The 20348-nt window shown below is 54.7% G+C and carries 14 protein-coding genes; all 14 read right to left on the reverse strand.

Annotated features, from left to right (window positions below):
- Positions 1–5: 5 nt before the first annotated feature.
- Positions 6–1505: a sulfatase family protein gene (locus SH139x_RS18230; protein ID WP_488351203.1), complete on the reverse strand. Its 1500-nt coding sequence runs from the start codon at positions 1503–1505 to the stop codon at positions 6–8.
- Positions 1502–3304, reverse strand: a complete 1803-nt coding sequence (locus SH139x_RS18235) for an arylsulfatase (RefSeq protein WP_488356043.1) — start codon at positions 3302–3304, stop codon at positions 1502–1504. Before SH139x_RS18235 ends, SH139x_RS18230 begins: the two co-directional genes overlap by 4 nt.
- Positions 3305–3384: 80 nt before the next feature.
- Positions 3385–4809 carry a sulfatase family protein gene (locus tag SH139x_RS18240; protein ID WP_488351204.1) on the reverse strand — a complete coding sequence of 475 codons (1425 nt, stop codon included), beginning with the start codon at positions 4807–4809 and terminating at the stop codon, positions 3385–3387.
- 69 nt (positions 4810–4878) lie between these two features.
- Positions 4879–6429: a sulfatase family protein gene (locus SH139x_RS18245; RefSeq protein ID WP_488351205.1), complete on the reverse strand. Its 1551-nt coding sequence runs from the start codon at positions 6427–6429 to the stop codon at positions 4879–4881.
- A gap of 110 nt (positions 6430–6539) precedes the next feature.
- Positions 6540–8057: a sulfatase family protein gene (locus SH139x_RS18250; RefSeq protein ID WP_488351206.1), complete on the reverse strand. Its 1518-nt coding sequence runs from the start codon at positions 8055–8057 to the stop codon at positions 6540–6542.
- A gap of 27 nt (positions 8058–8084) precedes the next feature.
- Complete coding sequence (locus tag SH139x_RS18255) at positions 8085–9827, reverse strand: arylsulfatase (RefSeq protein ID WP_488351207.1); 1743 nt, start codon at positions 9825–9827, stop codon at positions 8085–8087.
- A gap of 46 nt (positions 9828–9873) precedes the next feature.
- Positions 9874–11745 carry an arylsulfatase gene (locus SH139x_RS18260; RefSeq protein WP_488351208.1) on the reverse strand — a complete coding sequence of 624 codons (1872 nt, stop codon included), beginning with the start codon at positions 11743–11745 and terminating at the stop codon, positions 9874–9876.
- Positions 11746–11868: 123 nt separating this feature from the next.
- On the reverse strand, positions 11869–14688 hold the full coding sequence (locus tag SH139x_RS18265; protein WP_488351209.1) for a sulfatase-like hydrolase/transferase: 2820 nt from the start codon (positions 14686–14688) through the stop codon (positions 11869–11871).
- A gap of 83 nt (positions 14689–14771) precedes the next feature.
- A complete protein-coding gene (locus SH139x_RS18270; RefSeq protein ID WP_488351210.1) occupies positions 14772–16388 on the reverse strand; it encodes a sulfatase family protein in 1617 nt (538 codons plus the stop codon).
- 90 nt (positions 16389–16478) lie between these two features.
- Positions 16479–16781, reverse strand: a complete 303-nt coding sequence (locus tag SH139x_RS18275) for a tyrosine-type recombinase/integrase (protein WP_488351211.1) — start codon at positions 16779–16781, stop codon at positions 16479–16481.
- 388 nt (positions 16782–17169) lie between these two features.
- Positions 17170–18159 (reverse strand): transposase, encoded by a 990-nt coding sequence (locus SH139x_RS18280; RefSeq protein WP_488351212.1) that lies wholly within the window; start codon positions 18157–18159, stop codon positions 17170–17172.
- Between the two features lie 179 nt (positions 18160–18338).
- On the reverse strand, positions 18339–19265 hold the full coding sequence (locus tag SH139x_RS18285; RefSeq protein WP_488351213.1) for a spondin domain-containing protein: 927 nt from the start codon (positions 19263–19265) through the stop codon (positions 18339–18341).
- A 184-nt stretch (positions 19266–19449) separates the two neighbouring features.
- Positions 19450–19746, reverse strand: a complete 297-nt coding sequence (locus SH139x_RS18290) for an anti-sigma factor family protein (protein ID WP_488356044.1) — start codon at positions 19744–19746, stop codon at positions 19450–19452.
- A gap of 8 nt (positions 19747–19754) precedes the next feature.
- On the reverse strand, positions 19755–20336 hold the full coding sequence (locus SH139x_RS18295) for a sigma-70 family RNA polymerase sigma factor (protein WP_488351214.1): 582 nt from the start codon (positions 20334–20336) through the stop codon (positions 19755–19757).
- Positions 20337–20348 lie beyond the last annotated feature (12 nt).

Below are 20348 nucleotides of genomic sequence, written 5' to 3' on the forward strand. Positions count from 1 at the left end.
CCCGATCATCTGAATCCCGCATCCCACAACTCCCAAGGATCATCCAGGCGAATCATCTCATTCCGCAGCAGCCCCTCCAGCTCAGCTAACTTGTCAACATACCTCGGATCTCCGGCCAGATTCACCTGCTCCTCGGTCGGCTGAATCCCAGTCATCCGCTTTACCCCATCGGCATGGTGTTCAATCAAAAATTCATGAGGGTTCTCTTTTAAATTAAACAGCTGAGTTTCCCGCGTCTTGCCATCCAGCACGTCGTACTTGATCAGCTTCCAATCTCCACTTCTCAGCGACCGCATCCCCGGCTTGGTGCCTCCACAATAGACACCATACAACACGTCGCGAACGGTTTGCTGCTGACCAAAAAGCACTGGCCGAAAGCTAATCCCCTCGTTTGTGCTCGGCACCTCGATGCCAGCTAAATCACAAAGAGTCGCCAGCACATCGAGCAAATAAATATTCCCCTCCACGCGACTGCCTGGCTTTATCCCAGGGCCTCGCACGATAAACGGTACCCGCCATGTATGCTCATAGAGATTCTGCTTTCCCTGCAAACCATGCCGGCCGATCGCCATCCCGTGATCCGCTGTGTAGACGACATAGGTGTTCTCCAACTCACCCATTGCTTCCAGTTTGCTTAAGACTCTGCCAATTTGCTTGTCAATATTTTCACTACAAGCCATTTGGCGTCCCCATTCATTGCGAATCGTTCGCTCGTCGCGCCTGCGCCAAACACCACTCACGGCAACCTCATCGCGGAGCTTGGGATGCCCGTGTGGGAACGGGTGCTTGGGAAGATAATTGATTGGCAAAGCAGGCTGACGGGGATTCGACGGCGGCGGCTGCTCCCGATTCGTATGATTGACCGCGCCATATTTTTCCAACAGCTCGGGCGTCCCGTCGCGAGTATCATGCGGATGGGAAAATCCGAAATAAATCAAAAACGGTTTCGCTTCACCACTTTGCTCACGCTGTCCCAAATAGTCCAGCACGCGATCGCCGTGCCAGGCGCTGCCCGTCTCGGCGGTACCACCCCGTTTGGTCGCATCGTGCCGCACCGCAAACAGTCTGTTAGCCGCTTCGTAACTGTTGCCCTGCTTGCAAGTCCGCATCGTGGCATAACCAGCACGTCCAAACACCGCGGGTATCGTCTTCTCGGCCAAATCGGGTGGGCACAACGACTTCTCCTTAGCTTGCGGCGAGCCTGGCAAATGCCACACCGTTCGCCCACTCATGATCATCTGTCGCGACGGCAAACAGACTGCCCCGATGTGCGCGCCCATGTGGTAAGCCCGATCAAACACCATCCCCTCGCGGGCCAAACGATCGATCTGTGGTGTCTCCAAGGGCGAGCTTGAATTATAAACTCGCAAATCGAATGGCGATTGATCATCCGCCAAAATGAACAGGATGTTGGGGCGCCGCGGCTCATCGGCGACGACCACACTCGCTACAAAGCTGGCTCCCAAACACAAACAAAATCCCAACAACCGATCTGTAAACGTCATGGTAATTTTCTGACTACTGTGTAATAGGCACCCACTTCGTGCCCATCGGAATCGATGAAAACGGGAGCCAACTGATAAGAACCTGGCGCTAACTTGGCGGTGAAATTGATCGCCACATCGTGCTCCCCAACTGGTTTCGTTGCCAATGTCTCGCCGTCGACTCGCAATGCCGCTTGGACAGCCGCAATCGACACACCGGGGTGCGTGCGAAAAGCTCGCGAGGCACCCGGCACCTGCTCTCCCGCCGCCAGGCCGGCGGTAATCGGCACATTCACTTCCTCTGGCCAACGCCGGAGGCTGAATTCGTAACGCCCCGGGGTCAACACCCGCACCGCCCAATGTCCTCGGTGTTTGGAGGTCGCCCCGTCGGCACGCTTTCCCTGATAGCCGTTCGCCCGGCGAATATGCTGTTGATTCCAAGGTGGCAGCGCCTCTTGGATCCAGTCGTGCCCCGTCAGGCTGACCAGCGGATGATCGGCGTGCCCCAAATAGATTTCCGTCGTCTCCGCAAAAGTCGGCTGCAACTCATCCCACCAGCGATCATAAAAATCCCGCATCTTAGCCGCTTGCTCGGGATACGTTTCAATCACGTTCGTCTGCTGGCCAGGATCCTGTGTAATGTCATACAGTTCTTTTCCATTGATCAGCCGCCATTGTGCCGACATCACGGCTGTCTGTTTCCACTTGATCGGATCACGCACCCGCTGTGAATCTGTCACCAACATTCGATCCACCGGCCAGTCCTCCTCACCAGCGACCGGATCCAACAACCGCCGCAACGAGATGCCGTCAAACCGCAAGTTGGCCGGTGGTTGCGTGCCAGTGACGTCCAATAACGTCGGTACGACATCGACCGCGTGACACAATTGGTCGCTGTGATGCTGCCGGTCCCAGCCTCCCGCCGGCCAGTGGGCAATAAACGGCACGCGATGCCCACCTTCATACTCGCTCCCCTTGCTACCTCGCATCCCAGCGTTAAAGATTTTCGCTCCGCTGGCGGTACCATTATCTGTGCTGAAAATGAAAATCGTGTTTTCGTCAATCTCCAGGTCACGCAACAACTGTCGCGTGGCTCCCACGTTGTCATCGATGTTGGTGATCATGCCAAAAAAGGCCGCCGTCGCATCCGGCAAATCGGGATACATCTGCTGATACTTTTCCGGCGCATGCAACGGACCATGCGGTGCGTTCAGAGCGATATAGGCAAAAAACGGTTTCGCTTGCTCTGCCTGCTGGCGGATAAAACGTTGGGCTTCCGCGAAAAACACATCCGTGCAAAATCCTGATGCGGCGACCACCTCGCCGTTGTGATAATAGTGCCCGTCGAAATAAGCGTTGTCCCACAAATCGGGTGTCTGCCCCACGCCACCGCCGCCGTGCCGATAAACCTCCGTAAATCCACGATCTTCCGCCCGATAAGGATAGTTGTCACCCAAGTGCCATTTGCCAAAATGCCCCGTCGCATACCCAGCATCCAGCAACAGTTGAGCCAGCGTCACTTCGTTCTCTCGCAGCATGGAACGACCGTTAACGGTGTGCCACACACCGGTGCGATCAGTCCAATGCCCAGTCAACAAGGCGGCTCGCGTCGGCGAACATGTCGGAGCCACGTGGTAATCAGTTAATTGCGAAGACTCAGCCGCCAACGCATCAAGATGCGGCGTCTTGATGACTGGATTACCCGTGTGCCCCAGATCACCGTACCCCTGATCGTCGGTTAGCACCAACACGATGTTGGGACGCGAATCGGCCCACGTCTGCCCACCAAACGCTGGCAACAAAACCAGCAACCCCAGCAACCCCAGCACAGGCAAACCGCGAAACTTGTAATCACACACTGAGCCACTTCCTTCATCGCGTTGTTTAAAACTCGTTATGACTATTCTGACAACGGAATTGCCAGCATATCGACGTGAGGCTCGATGTCGGCCTTGTGATCTTCAATCATCTTCAGCAACCGAGCCACGATCTCTGGATGCTGCTCAGCAACGTCGTAAGCTTCCGAAATATCCCGCTCCAAATGATACAACTCAGGTTTTCCAGGAGGCTCGGCTCGCCCATAATTGACCGGCTGACGCATCTTTACATGTAACTTCCAAGGCCCCGACCGGACCGCATGCAACTCGCCCCGCGTCCAGTAGAAAAACTCCTCCCGCGGGCCCGCCCCATCGCCTTGCGACCCTGCTTCGCCTAGCAACACAGGGCTCAAATCGTAGGAGTCCAACTTGCGATCCGTCGGCACGCTCGTTCCCGTCAAGTTGGCAATGGTCGCCATCAAGTCCATTGTCGACCCAAGCTCATGGACCGTTGCCGGCTGAATTTTCCCAGGCCACCAAAAAAGAGTCGGCACTCGCTGGCCTCCTTCAAAGGTTGTCCCCTTGCCCGCTCGCAACGCTCCGGCCGAACCTCCGTGAGTTTGAAAAGTTAGCCATGGCCCGTTGTCCGACGAAAAAACAACCATCGTGTTTTCCGCCAGCTCCAACTCTCGCAAAGTATCCAACACTTGGCCCACACTCCAATCAATCTCCTCAATGACATCGCCATACAACCCGCGCAACGATGTGCCCCGAAATGCTTCAGAGACAAACAACGGAATGTGCGGCATCGAATGCGGCAAGTAAACAAAGAACGGTTCATCCCGATGCGCTCGGATGTAATCCACCGCCGCTTCGGTATAACGCCTGGTAATCGTGTTTTGATCCGCGGGACGCTCGATGATCTCTTCGTCACGCATTAAGGGGACGTTATAGTTGGCAATGTTGGGATAGAAGTTTGGATCCTTCACCACGGCCCCGCGATAATTTGGCCCCCCCTTGGCATCCATGTCGTTGGAATAGGGAATCCCAAAATAGGTGTCGAAGCCTTGCGACGTCGGCAAGTATTTTGGCAGGTGCCCGAGGTGCCATTTGCCAAATGCGGCGGTCGCATAATTTTTTTGCTTCAGCAGCTCGGCCAAGGTGACTTCCTCCTCCGGCAATCCACCTCCCGAATTGGGAAACAGCACCACTCGCTTGCTGCTCGTCATCCCATTGCGGATCGGATACCGACCAGTCAGCAATCCAGCTCGACTGGGCGTGCAGACCGGTGCCGCCACGTAAAACTGAGTCCACTTTTGCCCCTCCGCAGCCATCCGGTCCAAGTTGGGCGTATCAATGGTTGGATTGCCAAAACAGCCCAAATCACCCCAGCCAAGATCGTCGCAAAAAATTACCACGATATTGGGCAACCGATCGGCTGCTTGCGAACATTGCGTCGATAGTACGGTCAGCCAGCAAACCAGAAACAAAACGGCGGGGCGTATCATCGCATTCACTTTCAAAGAGAGACAAACTGGGGTGGGCTTAAAAGGCGACGCTGAAACACCGCTCGTTCATTAACGAATTTTCTCGTCCGGCAACTCGGACTTGATCCCCTCGTCGAGCGGCATTTTATCAGTCTCGGGAGTCAGACCAACGTCGGCCATGACTTGCACCAACTCCGCTCGCATCATCGCCACCACGTCAGCATACTTTGGATTGTTGACCAGATTGTAACGTTCTTCGGGATCAAATTCGATGTTATACAACTCGGCCATGTGACGATCGGGACTACCATCACCATGGGGTGAACGAGAATACTTCCAATTGTCGGTCCGCACACTTCTCACATTGGGCGTGTAAGGAAACTGCTTTTCGTAGTTGTAATAATACAACCAAGATTTTCGCCAATGGTCGTCTCCCTGTTGCACCAAATCTTTCCACGACTTGCCGTGAATATTCTCCAGTGGCGGCACCCCGCATAACTCCAGCAAACTCGGTGCGATGTCTACAGTCAGCACCTGCTCTTCAACCACCTTGGGTTGATCAATGGGGGTTAGCTGCGGAAACCGCACCACTTGAACAATGCGAATACTTGGCTCGTGCGCCGTCCGCTTATCGACCATGCCGTGTTCGCCGTTCAAGATGCCATTGTCGCTCAGCAGCACGATGATGGTGTTGTCCAATTCACCGCGTTCTTTCAACAACTCGTACAATTGCCCGACGCTGTCATCGACCGACTGCAAAGTCCCCCAGTACGCCCGCGTCATGGCCTCGAAATCCGCCACCGCTTCGGGAGAATCATCGGGGAATGACTTCCGCCAATCAAACAGCGGCCCGTAGATACCATGCCACGTCCTTAGCCGCTGTTCGATCCAGTTCGGCTTGTCGTCCAGCATGAAAGCGGTCTCCGGATATGGGATCCGCACCGCATCAAACGAATGCTCGTACTTTGGTTCCGGAAAATAAAAGCTGTGCGGGGCCTTATGACCGATCATCAGACACCAGGGCTGATCTCCTCGCTTACGGCCCAACCACTGCTCGGCCATCTCGGTTACCACGTTCGTGTAATAACCTTTAACAACCTCACGTTTCTCGCCGTTAAAATTAAACTCGGTGTCAAAATATTTGCCCTGCCCTTTATGAGTGACAAACCAGTTGAACCCCGGGCGAGGTTCATCGTTGTTCTCACCCATGTGCCATTTGCCAATGTAGGCCGTGTCATACCCATTGGCTTGCAACACCATCGGAAAACTCTGCAAGTCCTCGGGATAATCAGTAAAGTTATCCACCACCCGGTGGGCATGCGCGTACAGCCCACTCAAGATGCTCGCCCGACTTGGTGAACAAAGCGATGTCGTACAGAACGCATTTTTAAAATACACTCCCTCGCGACCCAGCCGATCCATATTTGGGGTTTTCAAGTGTTTGCTTCCACCGAGCCCAATCGCATCCCAACGCTGATCATCGGTCAGCATAAACAAGATGTTGGGGCGACGATCTTCCGCCTCCGCGACTTCTCCCAGCGCAAAGTAAACACAACACGCCACCACCAGCACGACCCACTTCAAGAACAAACCGCTGGGCAAAGCGGCTCCCCGTTTCCGAACAATCTTCAATAACTTCATCGCGGTTCTCTCTTAGGTTCTTTGCATCACGAACGTGGGCGCCGCTGGGACTGAGCCCGACCTGCCACTCAACTAACCTTGATTTAATTCAATCTGATTTAATTCAACCCTTACTTAATCAACGCAACCTCAACATCATTCGTCTGCTCCGGCCCCGGTGTCGTGCGACCGCGAGCGATTGCTAACTCCATCGCCTCTCGCATCTCCGCAGCTCGCTCGGGATACTGGGCAATCAGATTGTTGGTTTCCCCAGGATCGTCCGCCAAGTTATATAGCTGGAAAGCGGGTAAATCTTTCGACTTCGCTTCATTGGGGCGAGGAAAACTCCAGCCCCCCGACCCGGGGCAAAGTGCCAGTTTCCAAGCTCCGTCGCGGATCGCAAAGCTACCATTGATCGACTGGCTGACCAGACTTGTTCGCGGCGTACCAGTAGATTTACCTAACAGCGCGGAGAGAAAACTGACGCTGTCTTCACCGACATTCGCCGGCAACTCCACGGCGAACAGCTCTGCGAATGTTGCCATGAAATCGAACTGGCCAATTAACTGATCTGAAACGCTTCCCGCCCGCACATGCCCTGGCCATCGCACAATAAATGGAACACGATGTCCTCCTTCGTACAGGTCGGCTTTGTGCCCCCGATAAATGTAACTCGGGTGATGCCCCGCCGCGATCAACTCTCCGATTTTCGCCTGAGGCGAACAGCCGTTATCGGTCGTGAAAATCACCATGGTGTTGTCTGTCAAACCATGCTCCGCCAACGCCTCGAGCAGACGCCCAATGTCACCGTCGACTTGCCGAACAAAATCAGCGTACGCGTTGATGCCGCTGCTACCCTGCCATTGCTCCGTGGGCAAAATGGGCGTATGCGGCGCGGCTAAGGGCACGTAAGCGAAAAACGGCTGCCCTGTTTTTGCTCGCGAGGCAATATATTCGATCGTGTGCTGCGTAATCCCCGGTTGCACGTCGATCGCTTCAAATTTCTCTCCGGCCGGTCCCGGACGGTGAAAAGCCTTTTCCACCGTCGCCACCTCCGTCGGCAAACGATCATTGATCCAGACATAGGGAAACATATCCAAGGAAGCGCTGATGCCGTAAAAATGGTCAAAGCCTCGGTCGACCGGTCCAGCCTGAATCGGTGCCCGGTAATCGACACGGGAAATGTCTTTGAAGGGACGCCCAAAGTTGCCGCGATCATCAGCAGTTTCCCCACCTTCCAATTGCCACTCCATGCCGAGGTGCCATTTGCCAATACAGGCGGTGTGGTAGCCTTGCTGTTGAAACAAGCCGCCCAGCGTCTGGCGATCTTCGGCAATTAACGGCTTGGAAAATCCTCCCAACACTCCCTGCTGCAATCGCGTTCGCCAATGATAACGTCCCGTCAACAAACTATACCGCGTCGGAGTGCAGACCCCCGAAGCTGTATGGGCATCAGTAAACCGCATCCCGCCTGCCGCTAAAGCATCAAGATGCGGTGTGGGAATCTTAGCTTCGGGATTGTACGCCCCCACATCGCCATATCCCATGTCATCGGCCAGCACGATGATCACGTTCGGTCGCTCGGCGGCGACACCCAGGCCACATCCGCTAACCAAAATAGCGGCGATCAGGCAAGTAATTTTTTTCATATTGTTTGATCTGCTCAAAAGTTCGCGTTACTGCTCATAAGCCGTGTAGGCGGGCTTCCAAATCCAAGGCAGCACGCCGGCCCGCTCCGCCCAAACTTCCCATTGCCGCACCATATCGGCGAGTCGTTGTGGTTGCTCTTTGGCTAAGTTGTGCGTCTCTGTCCGATCGGCTTCCATATCATACAATTCCCAAGCCCCTTTCGGCCCTTTGGCGACCAGCTTCCATTTTCCCGATCGGACCGCGCGGTTCCCTTCGTGTTCCCAAAAAATCGGCTCCGAACGTGCGAGTGCATCTCCAGCAAAGGCGGGCACCAGACTCACTCCCTCCAGCGGCAAAATAGCGTTATTGGCATACTCGCTCGGATAATCTGCACCCGCCACATCAACGCAAGTAGCCATCAAATCGATCAGGTGGGCTGGTTGAGATTCCAACACATTCTCACGAACCTTTGGAATTCCCGACGGCCAATGAGCAATCAACGGCGAACTGATCCCGCCCTCATGAACCCAATGCTTGTACTCGCGGAACGGGGTGTTGCTGACATTCGCCCAAGCTCGCCCATATCCATGATAGGTATCGGCAGCGCCCGGTAGCACGCCATACCCCTGACGCATCGGAAACCCATCACGAGTTTGCGTCGGTATCATTCTGGTTTGCAGGAAATCAGCAGCCTGCGGTGGCAACGTGGGCGAATCTGCCCGCTGACGAGGCACGTCGTGATCTTCCCGTCGCCCCATGCCCTCGGCGCAGCCACCATTGTCTTGCAGGAACATGATGAGTGTATTGTCATATTGATTCGTACGTTTCAACTCGGCGACAATCCTACCCACGCCCTGATCAAGACAATCGATCATCGCCGCGTACACTTCCATGCAACGCGTCTCAAACTTGCGATCCGCCACATCTTGCCAACGACCTCCATCCTGCGGTGCGGGTTCCCAACGCGGATCGATCAGCCCCAGTTCCTTCTGGCGGGCCAAACGAGCTGCGCGAATTGCATCGTAACCAGCATCATACTTGCCACGATACTTGGCGATATCAGCCGGCTTGGCATGCATCGGCCAGTGGGGTGCCGTCAAAGCGACATACATAAAGAACGGCTGCCCCGGGTGCTGCTCGCTATGCTCACCCGCAAACCTCGCTGCATGATCGTTGATCGCATCAGTGTAGTAAAAAGTCTCCGGTTGATACTCCGGATCCGCATACGGCGAGATTAACGTGTTGTCGCGAGTCAGCGAATTGGGATCAAAGAAACTTCCCGCTCCGTGGATCGTACCGTAATAACGATCGAACCCACGTTGCAACGGCCAATTCGCTTTCTCCTGTTCCCGCAGCGGGTTGACCTTTTTTGTCACATGCCACTTGCCCACCATATAATTGCGATAACCGGCTGTTTTCAGCACTTCCGCGATTGTCATACACTGACGGTTCAGCTCTCCTCGATATCCGTCCACCCCTCGATCTTCCATCATGTGACCAATGCCCGCCTGATGCGGATACAGTCCCGTCAACAGACTGGCCCGCGTCGGACAGCAACGCGCCGTGTTGTAAAACTGAGTAAACCTCACTCCCCCGCTGGCCAACGCATCCAAGTTGGGCGTCGCGATCTCACTCCCGAAACATCCCAAGTCCGACCATCCCATGTCATCCGCCATGATCACGATGATGTTCGGCTGCTTTGCCTGGGCCGCATCGAACGCTCCACCGACGACGACGACGCAGAGCATCGCGATCAGCCCCACACCACCTCTAGAAAACATCTTTTGCATGCTGAATGCTCCACTCGTTACGTTAAAAGGATGGCGGCGTTTGGGTTTAATCAAGTAGCGTTAACGTGACGCGACGAACATCCATCACGCTGCGGCCGGGGATCTCAACGGCTCGCAATGTCAACTCGGCTGCCCCGGCGACCAGCTCAAGTTCGCCAAGTTGCAAGGAGCGGAATTCTTTCATTTGCGATTCGGCGGGAGGCCGGGGAAGCGTGTCTTGATTTGTGTACAGCGGTGGATCCCAGCCAGGAGTCACCCGACCGCTCAACTTGCTGCTTCCCACTGCCAATTCGACCAACGATCCAGCATCCTCCAGAGGACAAGTATAATCGATCGTCACCGAATAAAGTCCCGCAGTTTGCACATCCACGGACCACACTAGCCGATCGGCCGGGCTAGTCCAATTCACAAAGTAGGAGCAGTTCGGCGCGTTGCTGCTGCGTTTGATATCCCCCTGGGGCATACCATCGCGGGCCGGAAGCATCGTGATCGGGAACTGACGAAACCCCAACGGAAGCGGCCGCGGATCGACGGTTTGATTGCTGCCAAGCTGCACACCCTGGTCGCCATACACATCGGCTCGCCACTCACGCACTCCCGCCAGCATCTGCGCAGCCACATCAGCCGCCGCGGTGTTGATCACGCGAGTTTGACCGGGATCAACTTGCATGTCATACAAATTGCCTTGGTGGTCTAACCGATACCGCTGACTCCGCGCACTGATCCGTCCGGCCCAAGTGGAAAACAGCATTCGCTCTGGCCAGTCAGGCGATTGGTTCATCAACAACGGAGTCAAATCACGTCCGTCTAACGGCTTGTCGCCAACCCTTTCAATGCCGGCCAAGGCAACCAAGGTCGGCAGCAAATCAATCGCCCCGGCAATCTCCTTGACCGCATGCCCAGCTGGCAACTTCGCTGGCCAACGAATGAAACAGGTCGAGCGAATCCCCCCTTCATCCGTGCTTCCCTTTCGCCCCTTCATCCCATCATTCCAACGCCAGCTGTTCGGACCGTTATCCGAGAAATAAACAATGATCGTATTGTCAGCGAGCTGTAATTTCTTGAGTTTTGCCAGCACTCGACCCACATTCCAATCTTGATTTTCCACCATCGCCAGCGCGCAACGCGTTTGATCAATATCCTCGCGTTCAGGTTCGGTAGCCGACTGTTCGATTGGCTTATCTTTGAACTTTTGCCAATTCTCCTGCGGTGCCGCCCAAGGTGAGTGTGGCGTTGTAAAAGGCACATAACAGAAAAAGGGCTCCGCTTGATTTCGCTCAATAAAATTTAGCGCGCGGTCGGTGCAGACATCAACAATGTAACCCTTGGTTCGCACCATCCGCCCGTTGTCCTCGAGCGGTGCGTCAAAGTATTCACCCCAGTGCCCAGCCGTGTGCCCAAAATATTCATCAAAGCCACGCGCCATCGGATGGTACGGCCACTGACTCCCATTATGCCACTTGCCAAAAGCACCCGTTGCATACCCAGCTTGCTGAAAAGCTTCAGCAACTGTGCGTTCATCCAAATTGAGCCGCTCCCAACCGGTCGACACGCCGCGAACTCCGCCACGCGGATGATACCTTCCGGTCAAGAATTCAGCACGCGTCGGCGAACAGACTGGACAAACAAAAAACCGATCGATCGCCACACCACCTTGGGCCAAGGCATCAATATTAGGTGTCTGTACTTGAGTGTTACCGTTGTGACTAAAATCCCCCCAGCCGGCATCGTCCGCTAGAAACACCACCACGTTGGGCCGCCCCTGTTCGCTGGCTACCGCCGTGCGCCCGGTCGCAACCCCGAGCACCATCAGGATCACACCACACACAACAGCGTTCTTTCCAACCGCATTCCACAGCGACGCGTTACCACGGTACTTGCTAATTTGGCAATAGTTGCCCCGCATCCAGTTTCTCATTCTCTATCCGCCATGCTAAAAATGTGATGATGTTTGCCATCGACCCGCGTCCTTATTCACAGCGGCAATTGGCACAACCGCGGCGATCATTACTCGGGAATGATCATTACTCGGGAATGATCATTACTCCGGGATCTTGTCCGTGCGTCGAACCGTCTGGCCTTCCCACGTCGCTTCATCAATAGACGCGTCGTAAGTCAGCACGCGATGGGCGCTCCCGACCGCCGGCTCGACATCCATCGCTGGCAACCAACGTCGGTGCGCGGCCAACACTCCTGACAGCTCAGCTTCCTTCGCCAGATTCGTCCATTCATGGGGATCTTCACGCAAATCGTATAATTCTTCGCTACCGTCAGCGTAACGAATATAGCGCCAGCGCTCGCTTCGGATCCCGTGGTTGCCCTGGTTGTGACTAGTGATCGCGGGCCGCTCTCGACGGCTCTCAGCCACTCGCAGTTGAGGCAACAGACTGATCCCTTCCAGGTCCTCACGCAGCGATAAATCGCACAAGTCAATCAACGTCGGATAAATGTCCAACAACTCTGCTGGCTGAGAACTCTTCTGTCCGGCGGTGACTCCCGGACCGGCAAAGATCAATGGCACTCGCGTTCCATCTTCCCACAATGTGTTCTTCCCGGTAATCCCTTTTTCCCCCAAGTGAAATCCGTGGTCTCCCCAGACCACGATGATCGTGTTATCTGCCAGCCCGGTCTCCTCGAGCGCCGCCACGATGCGTCCAACTTGAGCATCCACAAAACTGGTGCAGGCCAAATAACTGCGGACTAAGTTTCTCCATTGGCTATTCTCACATACCCACTTCAACCTTGGCTCTGGCAAATTCCAATGAAGATACCAGGAAAACCGCGGAGTATCTTCTCGATCATCCAACTTCACTTCCGGCAAGACGCTATCATCGTCTGGATACAAGTCGAACCATTGTTGCGTCGCGTAACAAGGCACATGCGGCAGAAAGAAACCGGCCGCTAAAAAAAATGGCTCGTCCGCCGATGCTGACTTGAGTTGCTCAACCGCCCAACTGGCAACTTGATAATCTCCCTTGTCCTCATCCCGATGAGGAAATACGCCCCAGTCCATCAAGGGATGATTACCCATCGGTGTGGCCGGTATCAGCTTACTGTCAGGCTTGACGCCAATCCCACCATGAGGCCCCCAAACATCAAATTCCCGCAGTCGCCCTTGCGGGCCGCCAGCGCCGCCGTGATACACCTTTCCCGCCGTCAGTGTCTTATAGCCATGCGCTTTAAAATGCTGCGGCAAACTGACCCGATCGCGCCACTGCTCAAGATTACTAAACCATGGTGCCAATCCATAAACACCAGTTGTCGTCGGACGCAGGCTTAACATCAAACTCGTCCGCGACGGATTGCACAGGGGAGCTTGACAATGCGCGTTCAGAAACGCCGTGCCGCGCGCAGCGATGCGGTCCAGGTGTGGTGTCTTTGCTAACGGATGCCCCCCGAGATGTCCGATCCAGTCATTCTGATCGTCGATAGCGATGAACACCACGTTCGGCTTCCGTTTGGGCTCCATCTTTGCTGCAGTGAAGCTCGTTTGCACTTTGCGTTCCGTCACTGGCCACCAACCAGCGATCTTGTCGGCCAAGCGAGTGACCAATTCCGGCCGCATCGCTGCTAAGTTAAATGCCTCGTGAGGATCGGCTGATAAATCATATAGCTGCGGTCGCTTATCCTCACGCGGATGATGCCGACCATACCGCCCCACCTTTCCATCGTACGTCAGCAACAATTTCCACCGTCCCTCAATCACCCAGCGATAGAGCAGCGACGCTTCGGGGTTTTCGATGTCAGCGACGTCGTGTGAAAAACTTTCGCCAAACACGTCCTCACGAGGTGTCGGCTCGCCCGACTTCAGCACTGGCAATAGGTTGTAACCGGGCAAGTCCTGGGGCGCTTCCGCTCCGGCCGCCGCCAAGATCGTCGGAACAATGTCGATGCTGGAAGACAACTGATCCTGCCGGTCGCCTGGCTGAATCACCCCCGGCCAACAGAACATCGTCGGCTGGCGTGTCCCACCTTCGTTGGCTGTTTGCTTCGACCGCGGCGCGAATCCGCCGCTATCGGAATTCTGAATCCAACCATTGTCCCCGATGTAGACAACCATTGTGTTGTCGCCGACGCCTTTCGCATCCACGTGCGCCAGCAAATCTCCGCAGGTCTCATCAAACCATTCCACCATCGCGTAATAACGCGCGATATGATCCGATTCGATTCCCTTGGCCTTATACTTCTCGAACAATCGTTGCGGCGGTGTGTGTGGCGTGTGCGGCATGAATGGCGCATACCAAGCAAAAAAAGGTTGCTCATCAGCAACCGCCTGGTCAATAAACTCAAACACTTCACCAAGCCCTTCTCGGCCGATCTTCAACCCGTCGTCGCCGTGCCGCCCACCGGGCTGGGGAAATCCACGAGTCATCCCCACGGTAAAGCCTCCACGGCGATAGTTTCCTTCCCACCACTTTCCCGATTGGTGGCTCACGTAACCGAGTTTTCCTAGCAGTTGCGGCACCGTCGGCTGGCGATCAATCTGAGCGATCAACTTACCTCGCAATTGACGATACGCCTCGCTCTTTCCATCTGGCCCATCCTTGCCATTCAACAACGCGGGATCGTTACCACTGATCCGGTGCTGGTGTGCATACTTGCCAGTAATTAGCGTAGCCAGAGCTGGTCGACATAGAGCGGTTGGTACGTACCCGCGCGAAAAAACTGCGCTCCGCGCCGCCAATTGATCAAGATTGGGTGTCTCAATCTGGTCGTGCCCCATGAACCCATAATCGGTCCATGCTTGATCATCCGAAATAATCATAATAATATTCGGCGGAGGGGCAGCCACACAGCGCTCTTGCTGCACAGCCAACAGGCCAACCATGAGCAACAGCCATAATAACAGTTTTCGTATCATATATTTAGCTTTCATTTCCAAAGTCTTCTATCGCTTCGCCGAAAGTCTGCCTAACCTTAACTCTCACAAAGCAAAAAACAACATCACTTCAGCGGGCCAGCAAGCGGTGGAGTCTCAAAATAGCTCCCCTCGTCAACCACCCGCGGATCATGAGTCCGTGTCAGCTCGTCCATCAAGGCCTGTTCCAACTCTGCCAGCACGCTAGCGTAGGCAGGGTCAGCCGCGACGTTGTTGGTTTGTTCTGGATCCCGCTTTAGATCATACAACTCCAACGCCGGACGTTTTCCATACACCCACTCGAAGTGTGCTTTCCATTCTGGGGCGTTACGCTGGCCAACCAGCCATGCTTTCGTCGGCCCCGCATCCTCGTCTGGCAGAGTCACCCGAGTTACTTCGGTTAGCTCCCGCTCGCTCGGCGGTTGCTCACTGTCCAACCGATAGGGATCTCCCAGCGGCCAACGGTCCGGCCTAAAATTCTTGATCAACAGAAAATCGTGCGTGCGAATCGCCCGCTGCGGATACGGCTCGAAGCCTGCCCGAGCGTTCTCCACATGCCGCTCCCGACCGATGAACACCGCTGTCCGCTCCGCTTCGACTTGCCCCGACTTATCAGACCGCAACAACTCCAGCAAACTCCTCCCCGTCATCTGTTCCGGAATCGCGACACCACCGACCGCTAAGAATGTCGGGGCCAAGTCGGTCAAACTGATCAAATCGTCGACGACCCTTCCCGCCGGCGCACCTCCCCAACGTATCGCAAGCGGCACGCTCGCACCAAAGTCATAAAGATTGCACTTGCCATGCGGAAACCCTGGTGCACCATGATCCCCACTGACAACAATCAAAGTGTTATCTAGCTCACCCAGCGATTCCAGTCGCTCCAACAGCACTCCCAGGGCTGCATCAAAGGCCGCAATCTCACCAAAGTAATCAGCAAGATCTTCGCGCACCACCGGCACGTCAGGCAAGAACTTTGGCAACTTACCGGCTAACGAATCTGGTTCAATTCCCCACAGTGCCTTTCCCGAACCGCGCACCCAACGGCGATGCACATTCGTGGGGCCAAACCAATAACAAAAAGGCTGCCCTTCCTTACGATCTGCGATGAAAGCATCAAAGTTACCCAGCACCTGACTGTACAACTCGTGCTTGGCTACCTCGATTTCCACTCCCGCCGCAGCCCGCTTGGTGACGTATTGAGAAAACTGATTGAAGGCACCACCCGCTTTTTGGTAAGCGTATTTGCCTCCTCCGTAAGGTGCGTCATTCGGTTTCCCTGGTGACCAAACCTTATACGTTTCACCAATGTGATAACCTGCTTGCCGCAACATTAGCGGATAAGCTGGCAACTGGTCGTCCCAAACCGCACCCTGCAAAATAGCTCCCCTACCGGTTCGCCAAAAATGCTGACCGGTGAGTAACGCGCTGCGGCATGGCGTACAACTTGGCGCTGACACGAAGGCACTGCGGAACAGCACTCCCTCGCGGGCAACGCGGTCAAAATTCGGGGTGCGGACAACGTCCTGCAGCGTCCCTTCACCATCCAGCCCCGCATAGATGCCGGCATGACGCCCCCAATCATCGGCAAAAGCGAACAATATATTCGGCCGCTCTGAGGGCTCAGCCGAAAATCCCTGGGCATGCCCCAGGAAGACAGCTAACGCGATCAAACCGCATGAAAACAGCAACTGCCTCCTCATCAATCACTCCTCCGAGTCGGGACGGTTGAGCACGCGGTAAGCAAGGCCCGAAACGGGAAAACCACGCGGCGAGGCATGACAGTATACTCGCTAACTTACCGGCATGCCGCCCCACAGCCGTTTGAAGATGCAGCCGACTCGTTCTACCCCCCGACCCAGCCTGGACGCTGGTGCCGGTTGATGTCCTTGCCTCGGCCACGACTGGCTCAACAACGCATCCAGCGGGCTGACCACTTCCGCTGCATTGTGGTTCAACACGTGCAAGTAATTCATCGTGGTGCTCAAATTGCGATGCCCCAATAGCTCCTGGATCGTCCGCACGTCCGTCCCGCCTTGCAGTAGATGAGTCGCAAAACTGTGGCGAAAAGTATGTGACGCGATCCGCCAGTCCACGCGAGCTGTATCAACCGCTCATGCCAACCGCTCATGCCAACCGCTGGTGGAAAGTATCCGAATGCAAATAACGCTGCTGCAACTCGCGACGCGCTTCAATACTCCGGGAATAACGGTAAAAACGCTGCTGCTAGCCCCGAAAGTCGCCGAGTGGGGCTCACGATCGCCTGTATCGCATGGATTGATATTGCCTTACCCATACGGGAACGGGATCGGCACGCGAAAGCACACTGATTTCGGAGCTCAATGGCTGGCCTGCATGGACCTCCACATCGAACGCTTAATACAGAGATATCTCCGCCCCTTCGAGGAAGGCCGAAGCCGATGGCTAATCGTTCTTCGTAAGACTCTTTCATTCTCCATTCCAAGCCGGTTTATACCGGCACTCTCAGGCCTTGTTTTCGGTGTTCCGACCTAGCGTGATTTCGATTTGCTTTGCCTGTTGCCTCCAGTCTGATGATTCCTGATAGCGCCCTTCGGCTCGTCTGACCAGATTCGATACGCTGTCGGTGCCAGACAGTCCGAACCATGGCCCCAACTCCCGCAGCGTTACTCCCGACCAACGCCGGCATAGCCAAGCCGCCATGTCACGCCCCGCCGCTGGACTGCGGAACTTGGCGTACTCTGTCGCCGCTACTCGGTGAGCCTTTGCGGTAGCGGCAATGATTTCTTCGACGCTAACACTCTTTGTTCGGCGCATCGTGCTGTGATGGCTCTGGGCATTTCCCCCTTCAGCCAATTGAACCATTCGGCGGAGAAAGTCTTCGCTGCCAAAAACCCACTCGCGAAGCTCAGTCTTGAATGGGTCGTCCCGCACGTTCATTCCTTCCTTGACATATTTCCGATATGCGATCTCCGGGTTCTTTCCACCAACCGAAGCTTTCCAATAAGTATGCAGCAAATCATACTGAATCCAGTCGACGCGTTTGCTCTTCCGCGCATACCCGGCAAAGCTGCTATAAGGCCAACTCTCCGGATCGGTTGCCAACGGGCGACCGCCGTTACAGGGATTCAAATGGATGCACCGGCTCAGAGCCCAATAGTAACCGGCGTCTTCAACGAGAAACGCTTTGTATCGACCCTGGTAGAGATGTCCGGTGCGTTGGTTGCGGTTGGCATACCAATTGGCGTAGCCGGAAAGCCAATGCTGCATTCCGCTGGCGAGATTCGGCTCGGGTGTCTGAAGCAACGCATGGATGTGATTTGGCATCCAACAATAGGCCAAGACGATCCAACCGCTTCGCTGGACTTCGTCTTGGAGTCCCCGCGTAAAACGCTCATAATGCCCCGGGTCATGGAACAGCTTGCGTCGTCCATCGCCCCGGGTGACGATATGGTAATTAGCGCCCGGAAACTGGATGCGTGGTGGTCGCGGCATCAAATCGCCCTCCTGACAACAGTTGGAAACTGAAAGACTCCCAACCCTACCACTCCCCAATACCGAACACAAGGCCTGACCCCAACGCAACCTGGTGACCCCAACGAAACCTGCAGGTGCAAACACTGCAGGCTTTCCTAATCCTGGCGAAGTCGCCCAGCGATCCCAACGGAGGCGGACTAGCCACGTTTCCGTGCCAAACCACGCTTTCGCCAACCGCATACTGCCACCGCGCCGATAGCCAGTGCGGCCATGCTGGAGGGTTCGGGTACCGAAGTGAGTGTAATCCGACCGATGCCACCTGAATACTCATTGAAATTGAACGCAGAATTCACCGGTGTACCAAAATTTGCGTACGGATCTCCGGTGACATTGCGGATGAATGCGAGCGGGTCGTCGGCACCTTGGTCCGGCCCCATCTGTCCTCCAGCGATTCCAAATAGGCCATTGCCTGCCGACGTATTGAAGCCACCATCAGTTCCAACGGTACCATCATCGGATTCCGTGCCCGCGTCGTTCACGGTCCCTGGCGCTCCAATGAAAAAAGAAACACTTTGGCCAGCGTTGCTGAGAAGATTTGAGATATCGATTCCAGTTGGATCACCGTTGCCAATAAAAAAGTCGTTGCTGGCAATGACCATCGACGCATATGAAAAATATTGGTTGGTGCCGTCTGCTTCCAGCATAAAATCCATGGTATTGGACTGACCAGGCAGCAGCGGTGGAGGGCCTGACATGCTGCCAATCGTTCCCTGCACTCGATTGCTGGTGCTGCCACTCGCGGCGACGGTTTGGTTCACGCCAGCACCATTGACGTAGGTCAGGCCATTACTGAAGTCAGCAGTAATTTGGCCAACATCACCATCTTCCGCGAGTCTTTCTAGTCCAGCTGTCGCCCGACCCGCAGCCACGCCACTGTTGTAAGTGTCGAAATTACCACTGTGAAAACCAACCCATACCGGCGTGATCGCAACACCGTTGGTTGGTGATATATTCTCGACAGTCACACGTATCGTGATCTCAGCCTGAGCTGAATTTGATGCTGTGAAAACGAACGCTACTATCGCCAACAAAGCCAAGCGGTACATAGGAAAACTAACACTCATGGGAGACTCCTTTTTTAAACGACTGGTTGCGAAACTGATCGCAACTTTCGGAGTGTTAGTCGATGTGCGAGACAAAACGTTACAGTCAAAATGAAGAAAATCTTCCGCGACACAAAAAAAGCTTGCTCCCGCGGGCTATCAGAGTTGGTATACGAATTTTAGTCCGCCGTGGTGAACCTTAACTTCATTGATTATTATTGTTTACGCGGATTGCTTTCAGTCTCTGCTTGGCTGAATCACTCAAATTCGGACCATTGGCTAGTTCCTCCCTTTCACGTTCAGTAACTTTTAAGCAGGCTTGTCGCAGGAATTCAATTTGCTTTTCATACTGGCGGCAAGATGCACATACCAATTGGTGTATTCGTAGTGCGGCTCTTTCGAGGATGTCAAGCTTTCGGTCGATCGATTCACTCGCCAGTAACGATGCGTCTTCGCAGCGTATGGTTAGTATCCTCCAAAGTTTTTTCGGGTAACTGTGCATTGCCACAATCAATCCTTTCCGAACCAATGGAGTTCCAAACAGTCTCTCAACGACGAACGAGCGCGAAACATTCGAATTGCCAGATTCCGTCGCGATATCCCCAGCAGCAAACAAACATCAGTGATTGAACAATCATCGACTTCCCGCAACATAAACGCTCTTGAGATCGTTTTCGGGAGCTTTTCAAGACACTCCATCAACGTGTTCCAGAATTCTTCGTTTTCGAGTGTTTGTGATGGTGAAACATTCCACTCAAGCAACCGCTGTTCACGAAACGCTTCTTTCAATTGATGCAATGTCTGATCCTCTTCGACCGGCATTCGCCCTAAGCGAGCCCGTACCCGGTAGTAATCGATTATTTTAAAGCGGAGGATGGCGAGCAACCAAGTTCGCACAGATGCCTCAGCTCGAAAACGATCCCCAGCTTTCAAAGCGGCCAAGAAAGTCTCCTGAAGTATGTCTTCAATGACATGCTCATCCGCAATGCGACGTCGGGCAAACCGGTACATAACGTCAGCATGCGCATCCACCCATTTTGCGATTCGAGTGTGGTCATCTTCGCCAGACTCACCTTGCGGCTCTTTCGTCATAGCCTTCCGAAA

It is taken from the genome of Kothea flammea (genome assembly GCF_052161645.1).
GTDB lineage: Bacteria > Planctomycetota > Planctomycetia > Pirellulales > Pirellulaceae > Laterigemmans.

Coding starts and splice junctions, on each gene's coding strand:
- SH139x_RS18230 (WP_488351203.1), bottom strand. CDS start 1,505: ATGACGTTTACAGATCGGTTGTTGGGATTTTGTTTGTGTTTGGGAGCC.
- SH139x_RS18240 (WP_488351204.1), bottom strand. CDS start 4,809: ATGATACGCCCCGCCGTTTTGTTTCTGGTTTGCTGGCTGACCGTACTA.
- SH139x_RS18245 (WP_488351205.1), bottom strand. CDS start 6,429: ATGAAGTTATTGAAGATTGTTCGGAAACGGGGAGCCGCTTTGCCCAGC.
- SH139x_RS18250 (WP_488351206.1), bottom strand. CDS start 8,057: ATGAAAAAAATTACTTGCCTGATCGCCGCTATTTTGGTTAGCGGATGT.
- SH139x_RS18255 (WP_488351207.1), bottom strand. CDS start 9,827: ATGCAAAAGATGTTTTCTAGAGGTGGTGTGGGGCTGATCGCGATGCTC.
- SH139x_RS18260 (WP_488351208.1), bottom strand. CDS start 11,745: ATGAGAAACTGGATGCGGGGCAACTATTGCCAAATTAGCAAGTACCGT.
- SH139x_RS18265 (WP_488351209.1), bottom strand. CDS start 14,688: ATGATACGAAAACTGTTATTATGGCTGTTGCTCATGGTTGGCCTGTTG.
- SH139x_RS18270 (WP_488351210.1), bottom strand. CDS start 16,388: ATGAGGAGGCAGTTGCTGTTTTCATGCGGTTTGATCGCGTTAGCTGTC.
- SH139x_RS18280 (WP_488351212.1), bottom strand. CDS start 18,159: ATGCCGCGACCACCACGCATCCAGTTTCCGGGCGCTAATTACCATATC.
- SH139x_RS18285 (WP_488351213.1), bottom strand. CDS start 19,265: ATGAGTGTTAGTTTTCCTATGTACCGCTTGGCTTTGTTGGCGATAGTA.
- SH139x_RS18290 (WP_488356044.1), bottom strand. CDS start 19,746: ATGCACAGTTACCCGAAAAAACTTTGGAGGATACTAACCATACGCTGC.
- SH139x_RS18295 (WP_488351214.1), bottom strand. CDS start 20,336: ATGACGAAAGAGCCGCAAGGTGAGTCTGGCGAAGATGACCACACTCGA.